We start from the raw sequence: 23,539 nt of genomic DNA on the forward strand, positions 1-23,539 counted from the left end.
GCGGCGGATTGTCCGCTGCACTGCTCGCCTGCACCAAATCCACGCATTGCCCCAAAACTACTCCCCAGCGTGGTGTGATTCCACGGTGACTTCATCTATCTTGCTGAATTAAAAAGAATATTTTTTTTGGCATGCACCTTGCAAAAACAAGCAAGAAGGCAGCGCAACAGACAATCAAGATGATCCAATAGCTGGCTAGGGTTCCGGTTCACACAGGTGAATGTCTGGTCCGAGAGCTGGCGACCTCTGCGAGGTTACACGGCGGGACAAAAGCCCGGGAGACAGCAGCACCGTCAGGTGTCGCGCTGCTCCTGTTTTTGTGCCAACCAGAGGTTCATATGAAAACATCTCGCGTAATCCGTTCTCTCATGCTGTCGCTGGCGCTACTGGCCAGTTTCCCTTCCCTTGCCGCCGTTAAAAAAGAGTTTAATGTCTGCTGGACGATCTATGCCGGCTGGATGCCCTGGGGCGCCATCAGCAACGAAAAAATCATTGATAAATGGGCCGCGAAATACGGCATCAAAATCAAAATCGTCCAGCTCAACGACTATATTGAGTCGATCAATCAATACACCGCCGGCCAGTTTGATGGCTGTACCATGACCAACATGGACGCACTGACGATCCCCGCAGCGGGTGGCGTCGATACCACTGCGCTCATTACCGGTAGCTATTCCGACGGCAATGACGGCGTGGTGCTCAAAGGCAGTGGTAAAACGTTGGCCGATCTGAAAGGTATGCAGGTCTATCTCCCCGAGCTATCGGTTTCTCACTATCTGCTGGTTCGCGGCCTGGAGAAGGCCGGTCTGCAGGAGAAAGATGTCAAAGTGGTGAATACCTCTGATGCCGATATTGTCTCCGCTTTTGGCACCAGCAGCGTCCGCGCTGCGGTAGCATGGAACCCGCAGTTGTCGGCGATTAAAAAGACTCCGCAGACCAGCGAAGTCTTTAGCTCATCGCAGGTTCCCGGCGAACTTATCGACATGATGGTGGTGAACACGCAAACCCTGAAAGATAACCCCGCGCTGGGTAAAGCCCTGACCGGCGCATGGTTCGAAATGATGGCCAAAATGCATGCCGGAGATGCCCAGGCGCTGAATGCGATGGCGGCAGATTCCGGTACCGATCTTGCGGGCTACCAGGCGCAGCTGAAAACGACCCACCTGTTCTGGACTGCCGCCGAAACCCTGACGTTTATCTCCAGCCCGGAACTGGCAAAAACAATGCAGCGCGTGGCGCAGTTTTCGTTTGATAAAGGGCTGTTGGGTGAAGGGGCGCAAAGCGCCGACTTCATTGGCATGCGTTTCCCTGGCACTGTCACCGTCGGCGACAGTGCAAATATCCGGCTGCGCTTCGACGATAGCTACCTGAAAATGGCCGCCGCCGGCCAGCTGTAATCATTGATGACGGGAGTGAACGCCATGCGCCAAATTAACCGCCATCCACAGCAGGGCATGCGGCTGATGTTATTGCTGCTGCCTTTTGTATTGCTGATCGCCGCCTGGTTTATCGGCTCCGCTATTCGCCTTGAGGCTAACCCACAGGACAAGCTGTTACCCGGTCTGTCGCAGATGGCGGCGGCCGTCGAGCGGATGGCGTTTATGCCGGACAAACGCAGCGGCGAATACCTGCTGTGGGGCGATACGCTGATCAGCCTGACCCGCCTGCTCATCGGGCTGGCGGTGTCCGCGCTGCTTGGCCTGAGCATCGGGATCGTTGCCGGCGTGTTTCCGCTTTATCGCGCGGCGCTGTCGCCATTGATGACCGTTGTTTCGATGATACCGCCGCTGGCGATCCTGCCAGTGCTATTTATCGTCTTCGGTCTCGATGAACTCTCTAAGGTGATGCTGATCGTGATTGGCATCACGCCGATGCTGGCGCGCGATCTTGAACAGCGGGCGCGGGAAATCCCGGCCGAGCTGTTTATCAAAGCGCAAACCCTCGGCGCCAACAGCTGGACGGTGGTCCTGCGGGTGGTGTTGCCTCAGTTGCTGTCTCGCCTGATCACCTCGCTGCGTTTGCTGCTCGGATCGGCATGGCTGTTCCTGATTTCGGCGGAGGCCATTTCCGCCACCGCCGGACTGGGTTACCGCATCTTCCTCGTACGGCGCTATATGGCGATGGACGTGATCATCCCCTATGTGATCTGGATAACCCTGCTCGCCTGGCTGATGGATCTGGGGCTGCGCCAGCTACATAAAGTCTGCTTCCCGTGGGCCGAAGGAGGCCGGACATGAGTTTTATCCGCATCAACAATATCTGGCAGGAGTATGGCGACCATGTGGTGCTGGAACGTATCAACTTAGAGGTTAAAGAGGGGGAGTTCTGTTCGATGGTGGGGGCCTCCGGCTGTGGGAAATCCACCTTCTTGCGTCTGCTGCTCGGGCAGGAGAAACCGACCCGGGGCGCAATTACGCTCGATGGTCAGCCGCTGGCAGCTGAGCCGGATCGCAGCCGTGGTGTGGTGTTTCAACGTTATTCGGTCTTTCCGCACCTCAGCGTGCTGGATAACGTGATCGTCGGCCTGGAACTGCCGTCTTCGCCGTGCCTCGGTCGTCTGTTCGGTGCCCGTAAACGCGCTATCCGCGAGCAGGCGGCGCAAATGCTGGACAAAGTCGGGCTCTCCCACGCCCTTGACCGCTACCCGGCGCAGCTTTCCGGCGGCATGCAGCAGCGGCTGGCAATCGCCCAGGCCTTTGTGATGCAACCGCGGGTTCTGCTGCTTGACGAACCTTTCGGCGCACTCGATCCCGGTATTCGCAAAGATATGCACGCGCTGCTGCTCCAGTTGTGGAGCGAGACGCGGATGACGGTCTTTATGGTCACTCACGATCTGGCCGAAGGGTTCAACCTCGGCACTCGTCTGCTGGTCTTCGATAAGGTACGCCACGACCCGCAGGCCCCTTACGCCTACGGTGCACGCATTACTTACGATATTCCGCTGAATGAGACCCGGATGTCGCAAATGCTCGGCACCGGCACCGATAACAATGTTTACCCCTTAAGGAGATAGTCCGATGACAGCGCTTTTTCATACCTCACCGAGTCTGCGTGAAGAACTTTTGCCGGGCGGGGGGCATACCTCGTTTGTGCTGCGCCGTGGTCAGATTTTGCGTCTGAGTGATATCGACGGCGGAGCGAACGTCAGCTTGATGATGCTCAACCCGCACGAGAAAAGCGAGCGCCTGAACCTGCCGGATACTCTCAAGGGGCAACACACCGCGCGGCTGACGACCGGACACTGTTTCTATTCCGATATGGGACGGGTGTTGGCCGGCATCATTGCCGATAGCTGTGGCTGGCACGATCCGTTCGGCGGCGTACTGAATGCGCAAGAGACGGAGGAAAAATATGGCGCGGGCCGCTACCAGGAGCTGCGCAACGCCTTCCATCGTAACGGCACCGATAATCTGCTGGTCGAAATGGGCAAATGGGATCTCGGTCTGGAGGATCTGCTGATGGTGGTTAACTTGTTCAGCAAAGTCACCGTCGACAGCGAAGGACGCTTTCAGTTTTGTACAGAGCACGCCGCTCCTGGGCGCTACGTCGAACTGTTCGCGCCGATGGACGTGCTGATGGTCCTGACTGCATTGCCGCATCCGATGGATCCGTCGACCGAATATGCCCCGCGCCCGGTTCAACTGAGCTGGTATCAGGCCGACGATGAACAGGCGGCGATTGAATCGCTGTTTACGCGCGATGAAAACCAGCGCGCCTTCACCAACACCCAACTGTTCACCCTTTGAGGAGTCCACGATGAGCCTTGTGACCAGTACCCGTAACCCCGACGATGCCGTCTATCGCCACGTGATTCCTGCGGGCGAACCCTGGCTGTTTGAAATCAAAGCCGGGCAGACCCTGCGTCTGCTCGACCTTGAAGGCAATCAGGCGATCGATACTCTGTTTTACTGCGCTGACAGCCCGCGCGAGCGTTACGATGCGCAGCGGACACTGCGCCGCCAGGGGAATGCCTACCTGACAACCGGCAGCGTACTGTACTCGAACCTTGGGAACCCACTGTTGACCATTGTGGCCGATACCTGCGGGCGGCACGACACCCTCGGCGGAGCCTGCGCGCAGGAGAGCAACACCGTGCGCTATGCGCTGGATAAACGCTACATGCACAGCTGCCGGGATAATTTTCTCTGCGCCTGCCTGCATGACGGCCGGCTGCATAAGCGTGACATCGGCGCCAATATCAACTTTTTTATGAACGTCCCGGTGACGGAAGCCGGCGGCCTGACCTTTGAAGACGGGATCTCGGGCGCCGGGAAGTACGTCGAGCTGCGCGCAGAGCGCAATGTTATCGTGCTGATTTCCAACTGCCCGCAGCTCAATAACCCCTGCAATGGCTGGAATCCGACCCCGGCGGAGGTGCTGGTATGGGACTGACCCGTTGGCAGCGCTGGCGTCTGCTGGTCTGGCGCCTGTTTGCCGTTCGCGCCGACCGCCTGTTAAGCACACCATCGCGCAAGCCCTGAATACTTGCGCGCCTCGGGGACGGCCCCGGGGACGTCGAATTTTTTTGCGGGACGACCCGCCACGACGTGAGTCCCTTGTATGTTCAAAACCTTACTGATTGCTAACCGCGGCGCCATCGCCTGTCGGATTCTGCGTACCCTGCGCGCGATGCAGGTGAAAGGCGTGGCGGTCTATTCCGACGCGGACCTCAGCAGCCTGCATATTCGTGAAGCCGATGAAGCGATCGGTCTCGGCGACGGTCCGGCGGCGCAAACCTACCTGATGACGGAAAAAATTATCGCCGCCGCCTTAAAAAGCGGGGCTGAGGCCATCCATCCCGGTTACGGTTTTTTATCGGAAAATGCTGTCTTCGCCGAGGCCTGTGAAGCCGCCGGGCTGGTGTTTGTTGGCCCGACGCCGGAGCAACTGCGCACGTTTGGCCTGAAACACACCGCCCGAGCGCTGGCAAAAGCGCAGGGCGTGCCGTTGCTGGAGGGGACCGGTCTGCTGGCCGACAGTATCGAAGCGTGCCGGGCGGCGGATACCATCGGCTACCCGGTGATGTTAAAAAGCACCGCCGGGGGCGGCGGCATCGGGATGCGCATCTGTCGCGACGCCCGCGAACTGGCGGACGCTTTTGAGGCCGTCCAGCGGCTGGGGCAGAACAACTTTAGCGACGCGGGCGTGTTTGTCGAAAAATACATTGAACGCGCGCGTCACCTGGAAGTGCAGATATTCGGCGACGGGCAGGGCGACGTCATTGCGCTTGGAGTGCGCGACTGCTCGATACAGCGCCGCAATCAGAAAGTGATCGAAGAGACGCCGGCGCCCAATTTACCCGTCGGAACGGCGGAAGCCCTGTGTGCGGCGGCAGTCGCGCTGGGCAAAGCGGTCAACTACCGCAGCGCCGGAACGGTCGAATTTGTCTACGACAGCGCGGCGCGGCGCTTCTATTTTCTCGAGGTCAATACCCGGCTCCAGGTTGAACATGGCGTCACCGAGCAGGTGTGGGGCGTCGATCTGGTGCGCTGGATGGTGGCGCTGGCGGCCGGTGATTTACCGCCGCTCCCCGCGCTGTTGGCCGACCTGAAACCTCGCGGGCACGCCGTCCAGGCGCGTATTTATGCGGAGGATCCGGGGCGACAGTTTCAGCCATCGCCGGGTCTGCTGACTGAGGTGGTCTTTCCGCCGGTGGACGGCGAAACCCTCCGCATCGATCGTTGGGTGGAGGCGGGCTGCGACGTGCCGCCATTTTTTGACCCGATGCTGGCCAAAATGATCGCCTGGCGACCAACCCGCAATGAGGCTATCGCAGAACTGGCCCGGGCGCTGGGGAACACCCGCCTGTATGGTGTGGAAACCAACCGCCTCTATCTCCAGCAGATTCTGGGCTTTGAACCCTTTATGTTGGGCGAGCCCTGGACTCGTTGCCTGGAACAACTGAGCTATCGGGCCGCGACCGTCGAGGTGCTCAGTGCCGGGACGCAAACCAGCGTCCAGGATTATCCCGGACGGCTGGGCTACTGGGCAGTTGGGGTCCCGCCGTCGGGCCCGATGGACGATCGGGCGCTGCGTCTTGGCAACCGGCTGCTGGGTAATCCGCCGGGAGAAGCGGCGCTGGAAATCACCCTCACCGGGCCAGCGCTGAAGTTTCATTGTGAGGCCCAGGCGGTAGTGAGCGGCGCCAGGGTTCCGCTCACCCTTGATGGTAGAGCGCAAGAGATGAACCGCGTATTCCACATCCCGGCCGGGGCGACGCTGAAAATCGGTGCCATCGAAGGGGCGGGAGTCAGGAGCTACCTCTGTCTGCGCGGGGGTATTCAGGTTCCGGATTATTTGGGGAGCAAAAGCACCTTTACTCTTGGGCAGTTTGGCGGTCATGGCGGGCGGGCGCTGCGCAGCGGGGATATTCTGCATCTGGCACCAGATGGCAAGGGGGAAACCGGTGCCACGCTGCCCGTTGCGCTGGCGACACCGCTGGCGGCGGTTCGTACCCTGCGGGTGATTTACGGCCCTCACGGCGCGCCGGAATTCTTTGCCGCAGACTACATCGAGACCTTTTTTGCCACCGACTGGGAAGTGCATTTTAACTCCAGCCGTACCGGCGTGCGGCTGATTGGCCCAAAACCGCTGTGGGCCCGCGAGAGCGGCGGCGAGGCGGGGCTACATCCGTCGAATATTCACGATAACCCTTACGCTGTCGGCGCGGTTGACTTTACCGGCGATATGCCGGTTATTCTTGGTCCGGATGGCCCGAGCCTTGGCGGTTTCGTCTGCCCGGTGACGGTGATTGAGGCCGATCTCTGGCAACTGGGGCAGTTGAAAGCCGGCGACAAGGTGCGGTTTGTCGCCGTGGATCTGTCAACGGCCCGTCGGCTGGCGGCGGGCTATCGGGATGAGCTGACGATGCTTGAGATGACGCCCGTTGCGTGGCAGCCCGCGCCGTTAACTTCCCCCGTAGTGATGAGCTGTGGGGAGGCGGATAAGCGTCTGGTGGCCCGTCTTTCCGGCGATACCCATCTGCTACTGGAGGCGGGAGAGGCGGAGCTCGATCTGGTGTTGCGTTTTCGCATTCATGCCCTGATGCAGGCGCTGGAAAGCCAGTCACGTCCGGGCGTGATTGACCTGACGCCGGGTATACGCTCCCTGCAAATTCATTTTCAGCCGGAAACCCTGACGCCAGATGCGCTGTTGCGTTGGGTGCGTGCGGAGTGGACGACGGTGTGCGTCAGCGACGATCTGCAGGTACCGACCCGGGTGGTCCATCTGCCGCTGTCGTGGGACGACCCGGCCTGTCGCAAAGCTATCGATAAATACATGACTACCGTGCGTCGCGACGCGCCATGGTGTCCGAGCAACCTCGAATTTATCCGCCGGATTAACGACTTACCGGACGAACAGGCGGTATGGCAGACAGTGTTTGACGCCAGTTATCTGGTGATGGGGTTGGGCGATGTCTATCTTGGTGCGCCGGTGGCGACGCCGCTCGATCCGCGTCATCGCCTGGTGACCACCAAATACAATCCGGCGCGTACCTGGACCGCGGAAAACTCGGTGGGGATCGGCGGGGCCTATCTGTGCGTCTACGGTATGGAAGGTCCCGGAGGCTACCAGTTTGTCGGCCGCACGTTGCAAATGTGGAACCGCTATCACGAGGTCGCCGACTTCGCTGGTAAACCCTGGTTGCTGCGGGTCTTCGACCAGTTGCGTTTCTACCCGGTGTCTGCCGATGAGTTGCTGCAGATCCGTCGCGATTTTCCGCTTGGCCGCTATCCGCTGCGCATCGAGCACAGCACCCTGCGCCTGGCGGAGTACCAGCAGTTTCTGCAGCGGGAAGCTGCGAGTATCGACGCATTTCGTCAACATCAGCAGCGCGCCTTCAATGCAGAGCGCGATCGCTGGATAGCCAGCGGCCAGGCGCATTTCGATAGCCTGGAGGTAGCGACTGACGCGGATGACGAGGCACCGCTGCAGCGCGGGCAGCAGGGTGTGGAGAGTCCAATCTCCGGTAACCTGTGGCAGGTGCAGGCCGCTGAGGGGAGCCATGTTCGTGCTGGCGACGTCCTGGTGGTGCTGGAGTCAATGAAAATGGAGATCCCGCTACTGGCGCCGTGCGACGGCGTGGTGCAACAGATGAATGTTCAGCCTGGGACGTCAGTACGCGCCGGGCAACGTGTGGCGGTGATCCTGGAGGAGAACATATGAGTCAGCCAACCTTTGATTTACGCCTTGCAACCCTCGCAGAGGCTTACCGACGCGACGAATTGACCCCGCGCGCGCTGCTGGCCGATCTCCGCCAGAAGGCACAGGCGCTGAATCCGGAGTATCGGCTGTTTATTCATATACTGACGGAGGAAGAGCAGGAATCCTGGCTGGCGGCGCTGGATACGGTTGCGCCGGAAACGCTACCGCTGTACGGCGTGCCGTTTGCCATCAAAGATAATATCGATCTTGCGGGAATTGACACCACTGCGGCCTGTCCTGCCTTTGCCCGTCCCGCGACGGAGGATGCCACTATCGTGGCGCAGTTGATCGCCCTCGGTGCCATTCCGGTCGGCAAAACCAATCTCGATCAGTTTGCCACCGGCCTGAACGGAACGCGTTCGCCCTATGGCCGCTGTCGTAACGCATATCATGCGGACTATCCTTCCGGCGGCTCCAGTGCGGGTTCCGCACTGGCGGTGGCGCTCGGGGTTGCCAGCTTCGCCCTCGGCACTGACACCGCGGGCAGCGGGCGGGTTCCGGCTTCGCTCAATAACCTGACGGGACTGAAGGCCAGTAAGGGGCTTATCTCGACCGCCGGAGTGGTGCCGGCCTGTCGGACCCTTGACTGTACGACATTCTTTACCGCCACGGCCGACGAGGCCAGCCAACTGCTGGCCCTGACCGCACGGCCCGATCCGCGAGATGCCTACAGTCGCCGTAACCCGCAGTGGAACAGCCGTCAGGCGTTTGGCGCCCCGGCGCCTGGGTTTCGCTTCGGCGTGCCGCAGACCCTGAATTTCCTCGGCTGTGTGCAGAGCGAGTCGCTGTTTATGCAGGCGAAAGCACGGCTGATCGCTCTTGGCGGAGTACCGGTCACTCTCGATATGACGCCGTTTCTCGCCGCCGCGCGCTTGCTGTATGACGGCCCGTGGGTCGCAGAACGTTATGCGGTGGTGGGGCCATTGATTGCGCAGCAGCCTGAGGCGGTACTGCCGGTGATTCGCGACGTGCTGGCGAAAGCGCCGGATACCGATGCCGTGGCCACATTCCGGGCAATGTACCAGTTGCAAGAGTACAAGGCGCAGTGTGATGCGTTGCTGGAGACCCTGGACTGTGTGCTGACGCCAACCTACCCGCGTCCGGTGACGCTGGCTGAACTGGAGGCCGAACCGGTACAGCGAAATGCCGATCTTGGCTATTACACCAACTTTATGAACCTGCTGGATTATGCGGCGGTGAATGTTCCGGTCGGTTTTCTGGCAAACGGGTTACCCTCAGGCGTCACGCTGTTCGGGCGGGTCTTTACCGATCAGTATCTTCTCGGTGTGGCCGACGCTTTCCAGCGCGTACAGCCACTCCCGCTGGCTGGCAGGACACAACTGGCCGCTTCGTTGCCTGCCGTCACCGGCAGCCACGATCGCATGCCTCTGGTCGTTTGCGGCGCTCATCTTGACGGCCTGGCGCTGAACGGGCAACTGCGAGAGCGGGGCGGGCGTTTGTTGGCGGCCATGCAGAGCGCCCCACATTATCGGTTGTATGCGCTGGCCGACGGGCGCCGTCCGGGGATGGTGCGTGATGAAAACGACGGCGCGGCCATCGCCGTGGAGGTCTGGGATTTGCCCTCGTCTGAGCTGGGTTCGCTGCTGGCGGCCATTCCCGCCCCGTTGGGACTTGGCAAGGTCGAACTGTCCGATGGGCGCTGGCTGAGTGGTTTTATCTGCGAAGGATACGGTCTGCAGGGGGCCACCGACATTACCGGCTACGGAGGCTGGCGGGCCTGGCTGACCCGCGGCTGACCCCTGGGCCTCTGTCTAATCCCGGGACAGAGGCCGTTTTGTGACAAGGTCACATCCTTTTTCATCTCCGGGTTTCTGCTATTGTCTTCCGGGCACCTAACATGCTGAAACATTTCTGCTAAATCATTAGCAACCTTTCTGTAGGGCTGGCGCGTCGATAACGCTATTCTGCTCCGCTTTTTATTTTTTCTTTTTATTCAAACTCAAGTGAATTGCCGTTAATGACCCTATTAAGAGATGAAATTCGCGATCACTCAGCGGAAGAGATGCTGTTTATTCGACGTGCCGCGATCGCGTTTCTACTGGTGGTGACCTGCTTTGGCATATTGGTTTTTAACCTCTATCGTTTACAGGTTGAGCAGCACGATTTCTATCAGACCCGATCGAATCAGAATGACATTAAAATGTTGCCTATCGCGCCAAGCCGCGGGCTTATTTTCGATCGTAACGGTATCCCGCTGGTACAGAACATCACCCTCTACCGCCTGCAGGTGATCCCCAGCAAAATTGCCAATATGACCGCGTTGCTGAACGCGTTGACGCCAATCGTCGATTTGACCCCTGATGATATCGCCAGCTTCCGCGACGATATGCAGCACAACAGTCGCTACAAGCAGGTGACCCTGAAGTCGGCCCTGAGCGATGTAGAAGTGGCGCGATTTGCGGTGAACGAGTTTCGTTTTCCTGGCGTCACGGTGGAGAATTACCAGCAGCGTGACTACCCCTATGGCGCCCAGTTGGCGCACGTAGTCGGCTATGTGTCGAAAATCAACGATAGCGATCTGCAACGCCTGGCCAAAAACGGCGAGGCGGAGAACTATGCCGCGGACCATAATATCGGCAAGCAGGGTATCGAAGGCTATTACGAAAAAGAGCTGCACGGTACGACCGGTTATCAGGAAGTGGAGGTCGATAACCATGGGCGCGTGGTGCGTCTGCTCAAAGAGGTGCCGCCGGTCGCCGGGAAGAATATCTACCTGACGCTGGATCTGCATTTACAGCAGTATATTGAAGGGGTGCTGAAGGGGCAGCGGGCAGCGGTGGTGGCGGTTGATCCGCGCGACGGCGGCGTGCTGGCGATGGTTTCCAGCCCCAGCTATGACCCGAATCCCTTCGTCAAGGGAATTGGCTATAAGGCCTACCGTGCTCTGCTCGATAACCCGGATCGCCCGCTGATTAACCGTGTGACCCAGGGGCTCTATCCGCCGGCATCGACAGTAAAACCCTATATGGCGCTGTCAGCGCTCTCCGCTGGCGTGATTACGCCCACCACCACCTTTTTCGGCGCGCCGACCTGGACGTTGCCCGGTACCCAGCGCCGCTACCGCGACTGGCTGAAAACCGGTCACGGGATGTTGAATGTGACCAAGGCGATTGAGGAGTCGGCGGACACCTTCTTCTATCAGGTGGCCTTTGAAATGGGCATTGATCGCATTCATAGCTGGCTGAGCAAATTTGGCTACGGGCAGTTGACGGGGATTGATTTGAATGAAGAGTATGCCGGGGTGTTGCCGAGCCGCGAGTGGAAGCAGAAAGTGCATAAAAAGCCGTGGTATCAGGGGGACACCATTTCAGTCGGGATCGGCCAGGGCTACTGGATCGCCACACCTCTCCAGATGGTGAAAGCCCTGACGACGCTACTCAACAACGGCAAGGTAAAGAATCCCCACCTGCTCTATTCCATGAAGCGCGGCAATAAGGTTGAACGTTATCAGCCGCCGGAGAATACGCCGCAGGTGGGTGACCCGAAATCGCCGTACTGGGGCATCGTGCGCAACGGGATGTACGGCATGGCTAACTTGCCTAACGGCACCGGTTATAAACTGTTCCATACCGCGCCGTATCAGATTGCCGCGAAATCCGGTACCTCGCAGGTCTTTAGCCTGAGAGAGAATCAGACCTACAATGCGAAGATGATCCCGGTCAGATTACGCGACCATATTTTCTATACCTTGTTTGCCCCCTATCAGCATCCAAAGGTGGCAATGGCGCTGATTCTGGAAAACGGCGGCGGCGATGGTGTTGTCGCCGGGCCGACGGCGCGTGCTATTCTCGACCACATCTTTGATCCGGCCAAGGCGCCGGATGTGGCGCAAGGGACTGAATCCAGCGTTCCGCAGACAGACAGCGCCGACGCGCAGTAGAACCGGGGAGCATCGCCCGCGTTGTGCTGGCAAGGCAGGGCTTAATCTTGCCGGCTCTCACCAGCGCCCCCCTTATTCCCGCATGGTGTCATCCATAGAGATTGGTTATTTGTCGAAACAGCCGCTTTTCTCCATAGTGAAAGAACTGTGGAAAGCATCGAAGGGGAACGGGGTATGGCGTTGAGAAGCAAACTCCTTATTGTGCAGACCGGTGCGCCGCCGGCGGAAATTGAGGCCGAACATGGCGATCTGCCACTTTGGTTTGGCCGATTGCTTGCGCCCTGGCGTCGGCAGATTGCCACCGTGCGTGTCTATGCGGGGGAAGTGCTGCCCGCTCCGGATAGCCAGACCGTGGCGGTGATGACCGGCTCGTGGGCGATGGTCACCGATCGGTTGGTGTGGAGCGAGAAAACCGCGGCGTGGATCCGGGCGGCAATGGCGGTGGAGATGCCGTTATTTGGTATCTGCTATGGCCATCAGCTGATGGCCGACGCGCTGGGCGGCGAGGTGGCGTATCATCCGGCAGGGCGCGAAACGGGATGCCAGTCGATTACGCTTTCCGCTGCCGGACGAACGGACCCGCTGTTAAGTGACCGCCCGACGCATTTCCCTGCGCACCTCAGTCATCAGCAGACGGTGGTCAGGCTGCCGCCGGATGCGACGGTGCTGGCCGCGTCGGAACACGATCCCCACCAGATAGTGCGCTATACCCGCCATGCGCTGTCAACGCAGTTCCATCCGGAATTTACCCCTGAAATTGCGCGTTCATTAATCCACTATCGTGACAAAGTGCTGCGGATGGAGGGGTTCGATCCGCAGCAACTGCTGGATAATGTGGAGGCATGTCCGGTAGCGGCGGGAATATTAACCCGCTTCGTGGCCAATTATCTGGAGCCGGACGTCCCGCATACGTAACCGGCTGTTGAGGGCTTAAGGTTGCCCCAGGTTAACGGAGTTGGGCCGCACGCCGCGCCTTGCGTCTGTATTACCCTGTGTCTGCCGGGGGGGCACAACGCATGGCAAAACCCCGGTTTTCTGCACACAGGCCGTATACAAAACACGGGTTAACTGTCCGTAGACTCTTTTTCTTTCACTTAACCGCCGGGTTTACTCCGGGGCTGTCTAAAGGTCGCGCGCTGATGCTGGTGTTGCTGTGGCGGTTAGGTTTACCACAGGTGAAGGGGATTACGTTCAACAGGAGAAAGTGATCCGGCAGCAGTGACTGGAGGCGAGAGCCTGAGTGGGATAAACGGCGCCACTGGCGCTGCGCTGAAGCGGCCAGAGGTTCGCGCTGACGAGGTGTCAGTCGTCCGGCCAGCAATCTTCTCGTGACGGTGTCACTTGTTGTTTGTCCGAAGAGAGACGTAAAAAAGCCGATAAGGTAAGTTATCGGCTTTTATCAGCAAGTTTCCCGGCGGGTCTTGTACAGGGCGGCAGTAACCCACCGCGCCGCTCAAGGATGTTACTTCGCCAGCAGTTCCTGCGCGGTGCGTTCCACCAGATTCAGCAACACCTTCACGTCCTCAAGCGTCACGATCGGGTTCAGCAACGTCAGCTTCAGGCAGGTCATGCCGTTATGTTCGGTGACGCCGACGTTTGCTCGCCCGGAGTCGAGCAGCGCGTCCCCGACGCGTTGGTTGAGGAGGGCGATAGCGGCATCATCGCTGCCAGCCATCTGCGCCGGACGAGAGCGGAACAGCACGCTCGCCAGCTGCGGCTGCATGACCAACTCCAGCGTTGGCTGAGACTTAACGTATTGCGCCACGTTTTTCGCCATGGTCACACCGTGATCGATGATCTCTGCATACTGCTTCTGACCCAGCGCTTCCAGGCCCATCCACAGCTTCAGCGCATCGAAGCGACGGGTGGTCTGCAGCGATTTGGAAACCAGATTCGGCACGCCGTGTTCTTCATCGAACTCAGAGTTCAGATAGGCCGCCTGATAGCGCATCAGCTCATAATGGCGCGCGTCTTTTAACAGGAACGCGCCGCAGCTGATGGTCTGGAAGAACTGCTTGTGGAAGTCCAGGGTAATGGAGTCCACGCACTCAATGCCGTCCAGATAGTCGCGATACTGCCCGGAGAGCAGCAGCGCGCCGCCCCATGCGGCATCCACATGCAGCCAGATCTGATGTTCCGCCGCGACGCCAGCGATAGCGCGCAGCGGATCGATAGCTCCCGCGTCGGTGGTACCCGCGGTGGCGACGATCGCCATGATCTGCTCGCCGTTCGCCTGCGCATCAGCAATTTTCGCTTTCAGGTCGGCCACGTCCATCCGCGCGAATTCATCGGTTTTCACCAGCGTTACAGCACGATAGCCGAGGCCCATCAGCGCCATGTTCTTCTGCACCGAGAAGTGGGCATTTTCAGAGCACAGTACTTTATACTGACGCACGTCACCCGGCAGACCGTCCTGCTGGATGGAGTGCCCCCGACGAGCGAAGAAGGCATCACGCGCCAGCATCAGCCCCATCAGGTTGCTTTGGGTGCCGCCGCTGGTGAAGACGCCGGCGTCGCCGGCCGGGTAACCGACCTGCGCACGCAGCCATTCGATCAGTTTCATCTCAATGAGGGTCGCCGACGGGCTTTGGTCCCAGGAGTCCATGCTCTGGTTAGTCGCGTTAATCAGCACTTCCGCCGCCTGGCTTACCACCAGGCTCGGACAATGCAGATGCGCCACGCACTGCGGGTGATGCACCGACAGGCTATCTTTCAGGAAGTACTCGATCGCCCGTTCAATCGCCGCCTGGTTTCCCAGACCCTGCTCGGTGAAATCAAGGCTAATACGCTCGCGCAGTTCGGCGACGCTTTTACCTTGATACATCTCAGGCTGCTGCAGCCACTGCACGACGGCCTGGCTGGTCTGGGCGATCGCCTGCTGATAAGCCTCAATACTTTGCGGCGAACCAGCAAGAATCGGATTCAATTTGGACATTGCGGTCACTCGCTCCACTCAGATCGGTTTGACACCGGCGGCCAGCAGGGCCTGTTCAAATTTGTCGAGGAAAATTTCCAGCTCGGCGTTGCTGATGAGCAGCGACGGCAGCAGACGCAGGACGCAGCCGCCACGGCCACCGCGTTCGAGGATCAGGCCCGCTTCGAAACATTTCTTCTGCAGCAGGGCAGACAGCGCGCCGTCAGCCGGGTAGCAGCCCATGTGATCCTGCTCGCCGTTCGGGTTGACGATCTCAATACCGATCATCAGACCCAGGCCGCGAATGTGGCCCATGATCGGGTAGCGTTTCTGCATATCGGCCAGTTTGCCTTTCAGCCATTCGCCCTGCGCGGCCACTTTGCTGGCAATGTCGTTATCTTTCAGGTGACGCAGGGTGGTCAACCCGGTGGCCATCGCCAACTGGTTGCCGCGGAAGGTACCGGTATGGTGGCCCGGTTCCCAGGCGTCAAACTGCTTCTTGATACCCAGAACGGCCAGCGGCAGACCGCCGCCGACGGCTTTTGACATCACGATGATGTCTGGCTCGATGCCGGCGTGTTCGAAGGCAAACAGCTTACCGGTACGGGCAAAGCCAGCCTGAACTTCGTCGATGATCAGCAGAATGCCGTGTTCCTGAGTCACTTTGCGGATGCGCTGCAGCCACTCAACCGGAGCCGGGTTCACACCGCCTTCACCCTGAACGGCTTCCAGGATCACCGCAGCCGGTTTACGCACGCCGCTTTCCACGTCGTTGATCAGGTTTTCAAAGTAGTAAGTCAGCGCTTTCACGCCCGCTTCGCCACCGATACCCAGCGGGCAGCGGTACTGATGCGGATACGGCATAAACTGCACTTCCGGCATCATGCCGTTGAGGGCTTCTTTCGGTGACAGGTTGCCGGTTACCGACAGCGCGCCGTGGGTCATACCGTGGTAGCCGCCGGAGAAGCTAATGATTGAAGAACGGCCGGTGTATTTTTTCGCCAGCTTCAGGGCCGCTTCGACGGCGTCGGCGCCAGACGGGCCGGTAAACTGCAGGCAGTATTCTTTACCTTCTCCCGGCAGTAATGAGAGCAGGTATTCGGAAAAACGATCTTTTAACGGAGTCGTCAGATCGAGCGTATGTAACGGCAAGCCGCTGGTAATGACACTTTGGATGCTTTGCAGCACATCAGGGTGGTTGTGGCCAAGAGCGAGGGTACCAGCACCGGCGAGGCAATCCAGATACTGTTTGTTATCCGCATCGGTTAACCACACGCCTTCCGCTTTGGCGATAGCCAGCGGCAGCTTGCGCGGGTAACTCCTGACGTTCGATTCGAATTCAGCCTGACGGGCCAAAAAGGTTTCGTTGTTAGCGTCCAATAAATCTGCACTTAAAGTATCAATACGGACTTTATCCGTCATCATATCACTCCCACAACCAGCGTTACGGTTGAACACTGGTTGAATAATTGGTTTAACAAAATGAATCGCCATTCATAAAGCGCGCACAATATATGGCTTTTTAAATCGTCATTCAATGTTTTATTTATTGAGGTATTTTTACGTTATTTTTACATAGCGTAAAACAATGTTAACGCATTGATTTATATCATTTATTATAAGTGTTATAAAACCATTAAAAGTGTAATTCTTAGTGAGGGAAAGCGCTGGGGTTTATTAGCGCTTCGCTAAATGAGCTGACGGAAATTCATCCGTCAGCAGTATGGTGACTCAATCCAGTTCGACCGCATAATGGGTTAACGGTGTGATTTTTTTAACCAACTTGTTGTTATATAAAAACTGTTCATAGGTTTCGTAGCGGGCCTTATCCAGTGCCGCCGGATTGCCTGCAAACAGGGACGCCGTCTGTTGCCAGGCCTGCTTGTTCAGATCGGTATTCAGCTCCGGATGGGCGGCGGCAAAAGCTTGCCAGGTTTCCTGCGGATGGGCACGCAGATAGGCCACTCCTTCCTGCAGCGCGACGAGGAATTTTTTGATTTTGGCCGCATGAATTTCATCGCGCCGGGCGACAATCACCAATTCGTCGTAAGCCGGAACGCCGAAATCTTCGACGTTCATTACCTGCGGTTTTTTACCCTGCAGCTTGAGCTCCAGCGCTTCAATATTACGATAGCCACCAATCACCGCATCAACCTGACCGGCCAGCAGGGCGCTGGTCAGCTGGAAATTGACGTTAATCAGCTTGATACTTTGTGGATCGATATGGGCATGTTGCGCCATCGTCGCCAGCGTAGCCTGCTCAATACCACTTACCGAATAGCCGACTTTTTTCCCTTTCAGGTCAGCGGGAGTTTTGATGCTTTTATCCAGGGCGATGACCGTGTTCAACGGCGAGTTAATCAATGTACCGACCCGCACCAGCGGCAGACCCTCATCAGCGAAAAAGTGCACCTGCGGCTGATAGGTGATAGCCAGATCTGCCTGGCCGGCTGCCACCAGACGCGGCGGCAGGGCCGGGTCCGACGGCGGTACGATCTTAACGTCCAGTCCTTGTGCTTTAAAGGCGCCAATTTGTTCCGCCACCATAATCGGCGCATGGTCCGGGTTAATGTACCAGTCCAGCACCAGGGTCAGCTTCTCGTTGGCCATCGCCTGTCCACTGAGAAGCGCGGTTAATGCGGCTGCGGTGAAAACGGGTTTACGCATGATGATTCCTTATTCCGGCATCCAGTTGATCAGCCGGTGTAATAGAGTATCCACTGCCAGCCATAGCAGAATGGTCAGCAGCACTAAAATAAACAGCGCCGCAAAGCAAACATCGGTTTGCATGCGCGCATTCGCATTGAGCATCACATAGCCCAGTCCTTCGGCGGACCCGACCCATTCACCGATGATCGCGCCGATCGGTGCCACGGCAGCGGCCATGCGCAGGCCGGAGCCGAGCGCTGGCAGGGCGGCCATTAAGCGAACATGTCGGAGCTGAGCTCCTGACGAGGCGCCCATCGTACGAGCCAGATCGAGGTAGTCGTGATTAACCCGTCGCAGGCCGTCAAAAAATGCTGACGTCACCGGAAAGAAAATCACCAGAACCGCCATCATCACTTTGGCGCTCATCCCGAAGCCAAACCACAGCACCAGCAGCGGGGCGAGGGCGAAAACCGGAATCGCCTGGCTGGTCAGCACCAGCGGCATCAGCCAGCGCTGTAGGCGCGGCGACATCACCATGCTCAGGGCCAACACCACGCCGAGCAGCACCCCGAGCGCCAGACCACTGAGGATTTCGCTCAAGGTGACCAGCGTGTGCCAGCCCAGCCAGTTGCGGTTATCCCATAGGGCGGCAGCCACCGCCGAGGGCGACGGCAGCAGAAACGCGGGGATGCCGCTGCGACTGAGCAGCCACCAAAACATCAGCAGGCCGCAGAACACCACACCGCCGCGAAAGAGTTTCCCTCTCATCCGTTGGCCCTCATCAGCTGTTGTAGCAGCTCGGCTTGTCCCATCAGCAGCGCCGGATCGTCCGGCGCCCGCGGCGGCGTTCCCGCCAGGTGATGGGAGTCATCAAGGCCACCGGGCGGCGGCGAGAGTACCAGCAGACGGTGGCTGAGCCGGCAGGCTTCCATCGGGTCATGGGTGATCAGCACCACGGTGCGCTGAGTCAGTAGTTCTGCCGCCAGCGTCTGGATACGCGTGCGGGTAAGGGTGTCCAGCGCGGAAAAAGGCTCATCCATTAAAACGATCGGCCGATCTTCATACAGCGTGCGCGCCAGCGCCGCCCGCTGACGCATGCCGCCGGAGAGCGAGGCCGGACGGTCATCGGCGCAGTGGCTGAGCCCCACCTGCTCTAATAATGTCGCGACCCGCTGGCGATCGACGCGCTCCCCGCGCAGACGGGCGCCAAGCGCAACGTTGTCGCGCACGCTCAGCCACGGATAGAGCAGATCTTTTTGCCCCATCCAGGCCAGACGATGACCTAACGGTCGCCCGTCGCTGGCCTGAACCTGACCGTGGGTAGGGGCGGCCAGCCCGGCGATAATCCGCAGCAGACTGGTTTTTCCGGCGCCGCTGGCGCCCAGCAGCGAAACCCACTCTCCAGCGGGAATATCAAACGACAGCCTGTCAAAAATGACCCGCGAGCCGAAGCGCAGACCTAATTCCCGCACCTCAATTGTCGGAATCTTCACTGGGCGACCGCCGCGGCATTCAGTCCCATCTGCCAGAAGTTGGCTTCCAGGCGGGTGGCGGTGGTGAAGATGGCGCTCAGCTCTGCGACGCGCGATTCGCCGCCACGCTGCTGCCAGACGCTCTCCAGCAGACCGATTGCCGTGGTGACGCCGTCGAGATAGCCCGCATCACCGTAGTTACGGATCCAGGATGCATAGGGGTTGTCGGTGAGCCGGGTGGCCGGGTCGTGGAGCAATCCGAGGCCGATTTCTGCATAGCCAGCCACGCAGGGCATCAGCGCAGCCAGCAGATCGAGCGCATCGCCGGAATGACCGATATCCAGCACGTAGCGGGTGTAGTTCACCGTTTCCAATGCTTCGCTTTCGCTGGCCATTGTCGCTTCGTCCAGCCCCCAGTCCGCGCAATAGCCGACGTGCAACGGTAGTTCGCCAAGAATCGCATTCATTGAAGCAGACGCGGCGCGCATCTCCGGGAGCGTGCGCAGTTTGCTGACCAACAGGGCGTAGCACCGGGCAAAGTGGATCAGGAACAGGTAGTCCTGAGTCAGGTAGCGTCGGAAGGCACGTTCTGGCAGGGTTCCCTCGGCAAGCTGGCGGAGAAAAGGATGGGCAACGTACTGTTGCCAGTCGCATCCCGCCTGCTGGCGCAGACGACCATAAATACCCTGGGTAAAGATCGGAAGAATCACAGGACCTCCTGATAGCGGGGAGATCCGGGTGTGCGGAAGTATGAACAGGTAATGGCGGTAAACTGGCAACATTGCCGACCCGTCCCTTCGCTGGCATGACCCAGATCAGGTTCAAAGGGTTCGGCTTACGCCATCTCAGCCCTCACGGGACACCCCTCGGTTGCGCCATGTTATACGGCATTCACTTTTTGATTACAATCCCGGCTGCGGGCGATTTCGCGCCTGGATATGTGACATTGTCACCTTTCATCACCGCTCAATACTCAGCAGCGGCAGAATTCTGCTGCTTAATTAGCTTTCGATGCCTTTTAACGGGTGATTTGTGCCGAATGAAAAGCATATTGAAAAATACTCTGCAACGGTGAACGCCGACCACGTAGCCCGGCTTCTGTCAGCGACAGCGCCGTTTTGCTTTCCCGTTACACTTTCGATAATCAAAAACGAACTATACTTGCGGCGTCTTCATCTCGTATCTGAACTTTCGACATCATTTCATTAGCTTACGCCATTGGACCAGAGTGGCGATGAGGGGGCGTTCAGAGACGTGGTGCCTGTTCGCTGGAGGGATGCATGTTATTAAAAGAGTTAATGATTTTTGATTTATTAAGTACGCCAGTCTGGGTGGTCCATCCTTTTAAAGAGGCTGTCGTCTACTGTAATCAGGCCTCCAGAATCCTTAGCGGAGAGAGGTCGCTGGATGAAATGCGCAAAGGCACGCTCTCCAGCTGTCCGCAGAGCACCCTACAGAATTATCTGTACTACTTCAAAAATACAGCTGAAGTATTCGAAGTATGGACAATTGAAACGACGGAGGGGCCGTCTCCGGTTTATTGTAAAACCAGCCTGATTAAATCAGAAGAATATGACACATTAATTCTTTTCGAAGCGGTCAAAATCCTGCAGCAAAATAACTCGTTTAAGGCGCTCCCCGCGCATCATTACAAACAGCGTAGTCATCGTTTTTTCTCGCGATTTTTTATGACCAGCTCCGCCCCGATGTTGTTGATAGACCCTGCGCAGGACGGACGAATTATTGATGCCAATATCGCCGCGCTGCGGTTTTATAACTATACGGCCGATGAGATGCGCACTCGCCATACCTGGCAAATCAATATCCTGGGAAGGGATGTGCTTCCCGTTATGCACAGCGTGGCAAGCATGCCCGGTGGCCACAAGCCGCTTAATTTTACCCATATTTTGTCTGATGGTTCTGTCCGCTATGTCCAGACTTATGCCGGGCCAGTGGTGCTGAACAATACCCGGTTGATGCTATGTATTATTCATGACATTACGGAAGAGGTGCATCTGAAGGAAGAACTTGAATTTGCGGCCACTCACGATCCTTTAACCGGATTACTTAATCGACGTGAGTTCTATCGCAATGTTGATTCCTCGTTATTTCATTCAGAAGGTTTTTGCCTGCTGCTGGTTGATGTCGATAATTTTAAAGCGATCAATGACAACTACGGACACCAAAAAGGCGATGAGGCGCTGGTGGCTATTTCCCGAATTCTTGAATCCGCCGCCAAAATTCAGGACAAGATCTATCGCTGGGGCGGAGAGGAGTTTTTATTATTTCTCCCGGGGGCGTCCATCGAGACGGCACTGGCAATGGCGGAAGCGATTCGTTACGCGGTCAGCTGTTATCGTATCCCAGAGCACACCGGTACGGTGACGGTCAGTATTGGCGTCGCCATACATCAAGAAGGTGAAGGGATCGATCAGCTGTTTAATCGCGTCGATAAAGCGCTGTATGCCGCGAAGAAAGAAGGGCGAAATCAAGTGAAGCTGCATCTGGTCGAAAAACATTAAAAACCTGGAGCAAGAACGTATGCAATCCTCGGAATATTCCCCTCAGGACAATCCATGCGCTGAAGAGATCATCGATCTGTATGATCGCCATGCCCAACGCTGGGTGGAACTGCGTTCAACTCGCTTGTTTGAACAACCCTGGCTGGATGCGTTTCTGGAACGGGTGAGCCCTGGCGGACATATTCTGGATATCGGTTGCGGTAACGGAACGCCTGTGGCGGCGTACTTTATACGGCAGGGATATCGGGTGACTGGCATCGATTCCTCCCCGGCGATGATTGCCCGCTGCCGCCAGGATTTTGCGCATCAGCAGTGGGTGGTGGCGGATATGCGCACTCTGGCGCTGGGGCAGCAGTTTGACGCGATGCTGGCGTGGGACAGTTTTTTCCATCTGACCCGCAACGCCCAGCGCGAGATGTTTGCCCGCTTTGCGGCCCATGCCCGTCCACACGCGCCGCTGATGTTTACCAGTGGGACCCACGATGGGGAGGCTATCGGGCAGTTTGAGGGGCATGACCTCTATCATGCCAGTCTGGCGCCGACAGCGTATCGCCGGTTGCTGGAGACTCACGGTTTTGAACTGCTGAAGCACATGGTCAACGATCCGCGTTGTGGCGGACGAACGGTCTGGCTGGCGCTAAAAAGCGCCTGAACCGTCTGCCTGGCGACGATCGCCGGAGAAAGCGGACGACGGCTGGTCGGGACAGATAATGTGTCAATCTGCGCGTTAGCTCGTCAGTGTGGGTGCAAAACTGCCGCGATATGTTCGGCGATAATACCCGGGGCTACGACGTCGGTTTAGCGATGAGTGTTTAGCCGTTTTTGGCCTGCTCGTCATTTTTTTAGCAATATTTCCGCCGCTCATTCGTCTACCTCAGCACAAGGTAACTATTCACCAGGTTAATGAGGTCACACTGATGAGAGGTTTTGGAATGCACGGGTATGAGCGCGATCGCCGGTTCGGTCATCATCGAATGGCTAAACCACTGATGATTGGCGTGGTGCTGATCGCAATTCTTGGGTTGCTGGTGATGTCGCTGTGGAATGCGCTGCTGCCAGCTATTTTAGGCGTCAAGAGCATCGGTTTCTGGCAGGCTTTAGGTATTCTGGCGCTATCGCGTATTCTGTTTGGCGGTCTGGGCTTTCGTCCCGGCATGTTTGGCATGCGGCGCCGGATGCACGAACGCTGGATGAAGATGAGCCCGGAACAACGCGAAGAGTTTATTCAGCGTTTCCACCATCGCGATCCTCGCGACTCGCGTGGGCCTTGTGGCTGGCGCGAACGCCGGGAGGCGAAGAAAACCCCGCCGCAGAACGACACGATCAACACGACGCCAGATGAGTGAGTCAGATGAAAACAGGGATCGCCGGAGAGTCACTGTTGCTATCGGCAATCAACGCCTGTCGCTCACGACTGAAAGCGTTTATTCGCGGTCGGACGCCGGTGCGCGACGATGCTGATGATATCCTGCAGGAAGTCACCTATCAGCTGATGACCGTGGAGCAGCCGGTGGAGAATGTGGCGGCCTGGTTGTTTCGCGCGGCCCGGAACGAGATGACTGACCGGGCGCGTAAGAAGCGCGAGCTGCCCTTATCAGGCTACGTCAACCCGGATGACAGTCTGCCGGAGGATGAGCTCTCAGAAACGCTGTTTGGCGTACCACAAACGCCGGAAGAGGAGTATCTGAAAGCCCTGCTATGGGATGCGCTGAATCAGGCGCTGTCCGAACTGCCGCCCGCCCAGCGGGGAGTCTTTGAGAAGACCGAACTGCAGGGCTACAGCTATAAGGAGCTGGCTGAAGAGTGCGGCGCCAGCGAGCAGGCGCTGCTCTCCCGCAAACATAAAGCCGTTCTCTATCTTCGTTCACGTCTGCGA

The 23,539-nt window shown here is 58.1% G+C and carries 19 protein-coding genes and 2 riboswitches; of the genes, 13 read left to right on the plus strand and 6 right to left on the minus strand.

Annotation, left to right across the window (positions count from 1 at the left end; genetic code table 11):
- Positions 1-184 precede the first annotated feature (184 nt).
- Positions 185-283: riboswitch (guanidine-I (ykkC/yxkD leader) on the plus strand.
- Positions 284-338: 55 nt separating this feature from the next.
- The 9 genes from ACZAHD_RS13795 to ACZAHD_RS13835 all read left to right on the plus strand — a co-directional run bounded on the left by ACZAHD_RS13795 (position 339) and on the right by ACZAHD_RS13835 (position 13,021).
- Entirely contained in the window at positions 339-1,397 is a 1,059-nt protein-coding gene (locus tag ACZAHD_RS13795; protein ID WP_462457279.1) for a putative urea ABC transporter substrate-binding protein, read from the plus strand.
- A 24-nt stretch (positions 1,398-1,421) separates the two neighbouring features.
- Positions 1,422-2,237, plus strand: a complete 816-nt coding sequence (locus ACZAHD_RS13800) for an ABC transporter permease (RefSeq protein ID WP_462457280.1) — start codon at positions 1,422-1,424, stop codon at positions 2,235-2,237.
- A complete protein-coding gene (locus ACZAHD_RS13805) occupies positions 2,234-3,013 on the plus strand; it encodes an ABC transporter ATP-binding protein (RefSeq protein ID WP_100684235.1) in 780 nt (259 codons plus the stop codon). The genes ACZAHD_RS13800 and ACZAHD_RS13805 overlap by 4 nt, the downstream gene beginning before the upstream one ends.
- A 4-nt stretch (positions 3,014-3,017) precedes the next feature.
- On the plus strand, positions 3,018-3,746 hold the full coding sequence (locus ACZAHD_RS13810; protein WP_462457281.1) for an urea amidolyase associated protein UAAP1: 729 nt from the start codon (positions 3,018-3,020) through the stop codon (positions 3,744-3,746).
- A 10-nt stretch (positions 3,747-3,756) separates the two neighbouring features.
- Positions 3,757-4,392: an urea amidolyase associated protein UAAP2 gene (locus ACZAHD_RS13815; RefSeq protein ID WP_100684233.1), complete on the plus strand. Its 636-nt coding sequence runs from the start codon at positions 3,757-3,759 to the stop codon at positions 4,390-4,392.
- Positions 4,393-4,560: 168 nt separating this feature from the next.
- Positions 4,561-8,166: an urea carboxylase gene (gene uca / locus ACZAHD_RS13820; RefSeq protein WP_462457282.1), complete on the plus strand. Its 3,606-nt coding sequence runs from the start codon at positions 4,561-4,563 to the stop codon at positions 8,164-8,166.
- Complete coding sequence (gene atzF / locus ACZAHD_RS13825; protein ID WP_462457283.1) at positions 8,163-9,962, plus strand: allophanate hydrolase; 1,800 nt, start codon at positions 8,163-8,165, stop codon at positions 9,960-9,962. Before uca ends, atzF begins: the two co-directional genes overlap by 4 nt.
- Before the next feature lie 221 nt (positions 9,963-10,183).
- The gene (gene mrdA / locus ACZAHD_RS13830; RefSeq protein WP_462457284.1) at positions 10,184-12,106 is read left to right on the plus strand and encodes a penicillin-binding protein 2; all 1,923 of its coding nucleotides are present in this window, start codon (positions 10,184-10,186) and stop codon (positions 12,104-12,106) included.
- 174 nt (positions 12,107-12,280) lie between these two features.
- Entirely contained in the window at positions 12,281-13,021 is a 741-nt protein-coding gene (locus ACZAHD_RS13835; RefSeq protein WP_462457285.1) for a glutamine amidotransferase, read from the plus strand.
- A gap of 547 nt (positions 13,022-13,568) precedes the next feature.
- Here the strand turns inward: ACZAHD_RS13835 and ACZAHD_RS13840 are convergent.
- The 6 genes from ACZAHD_RS13840 to ACZAHD_RS13865 all read right to left on the minus strand — a co-directional run bounded on the left by ACZAHD_RS13840 (position 13,569) and on the right by ACZAHD_RS13865 (position 19,851).
- Entirely contained in the window at positions 13,569-15,050 is a 1,482-nt protein-coding gene (locus tag ACZAHD_RS13840) for a pyridoxal phosphate-dependent decarboxylase family protein (RefSeq protein WP_462457286.1), read from the minus strand.
- Between the two features lie 9 nt (positions 15,051-15,059).
- Positions 15,060-16,445, minus strand: coding sequence for a diaminobutyrate--2-oxoglutarate transaminase (locus ACZAHD_RS13845; protein WP_462457287.1), 1,386 nt, complete (start codon positions 16,443-16,445; stop codon positions 15,060-15,062).
- A 306-nt stretch (positions 16,446-16,751) separates the two neighbouring features.
- Entirely contained in the window at positions 16,752-17,687 is a 936-nt protein-coding gene (locus ACZAHD_RS13850; protein ID WP_462457288.1) for an ABC transporter substrate-binding protein, read from the minus strand.
- Positions 17,688-17,696: 9 nt separating this feature from the next.
- Entirely contained in the window at positions 17,697-18,437 is a 741-nt protein-coding gene (locus ACZAHD_RS13855; RefSeq protein WP_462457289.1) for an ABC transporter permease, read from the minus strand.
- A complete protein-coding gene (locus tag ACZAHD_RS13860; protein WP_462457290.1) occupies positions 18,434-19,162 on the minus strand; it encodes an ABC transporter ATP-binding protein in 729 nt (242 codons plus the stop codon). Before ACZAHD_RS13860 ends, ACZAHD_RS13855 begins: the two co-directional genes overlap by 4 nt.
- Entirely contained in the window at positions 19,159-19,851 is a 693-nt protein-coding gene (locus tag ACZAHD_RS13865; RefSeq protein ID WP_462457291.1) for a TenA family protein, read from the minus strand. Before ACZAHD_RS13865 ends, ACZAHD_RS13860 begins: the two co-directional genes overlap by 4 nt.
- 65 nt (positions 19,852-19,916) lie before the next feature.
- Positions 19,917-20,018, minus strand: a riboswitch (TPP riboswitch).
- Positions 20,019-20,421: 403 nt separating this feature from the next.
- On the opposite strand from ACZAHD_RS13865, the gene ACZAHD_RS13870 reads away from it, so the two are divergent.
- The 4 genes from ACZAHD_RS13870 to ACZAHD_RS13885 all read left to right on the plus strand — a co-directional run.
- On the plus strand, positions 20,422-21,663 hold the full coding sequence (locus ACZAHD_RS13870; RefSeq protein WP_462457292.1) for a GGDEF domain-containing protein: 1,242 nt from the start codon (positions 20,422-20,424) through the stop codon (positions 21,661-21,663).
- 19 nt (positions 21,664-21,682) lie between these two features.
- Positions 21,683-22,315, plus strand: coding sequence for a class I SAM-dependent DNA methyltransferase (locus ACZAHD_RS13875; protein WP_462457293.1), 633 nt, complete (start codon positions 21,683-21,685; stop codon positions 22,313-22,315).
- A 265-nt stretch (positions 22,316-22,580) separates the two neighbouring features.
- Positions 22,581-23,009: a hypothetical protein gene (locus ACZAHD_RS13880; RefSeq protein ID WP_462457294.1), complete on the plus strand. Its 429-nt coding sequence runs from the start codon at positions 22,581-22,583 to the stop codon at positions 23,007-23,009.
- A 5-nt stretch (positions 23,010-23,014) separates the two neighbouring features.
- The coding region (locus ACZAHD_RS13885; protein WP_462457295.1) for an RNA polymerase sigma factor at positions 23,015-23,539 on the plus strand (525 nt) is incomplete at its 3' end.

Source organism: Raoultella sp. (assembly GCF_039594335.1).
Classification (GTDB): Bacteria; Pseudomonadota; Gammaproteobacteria; order Enterobacterales; family Enterobacteriaceae; genus Klebsiella.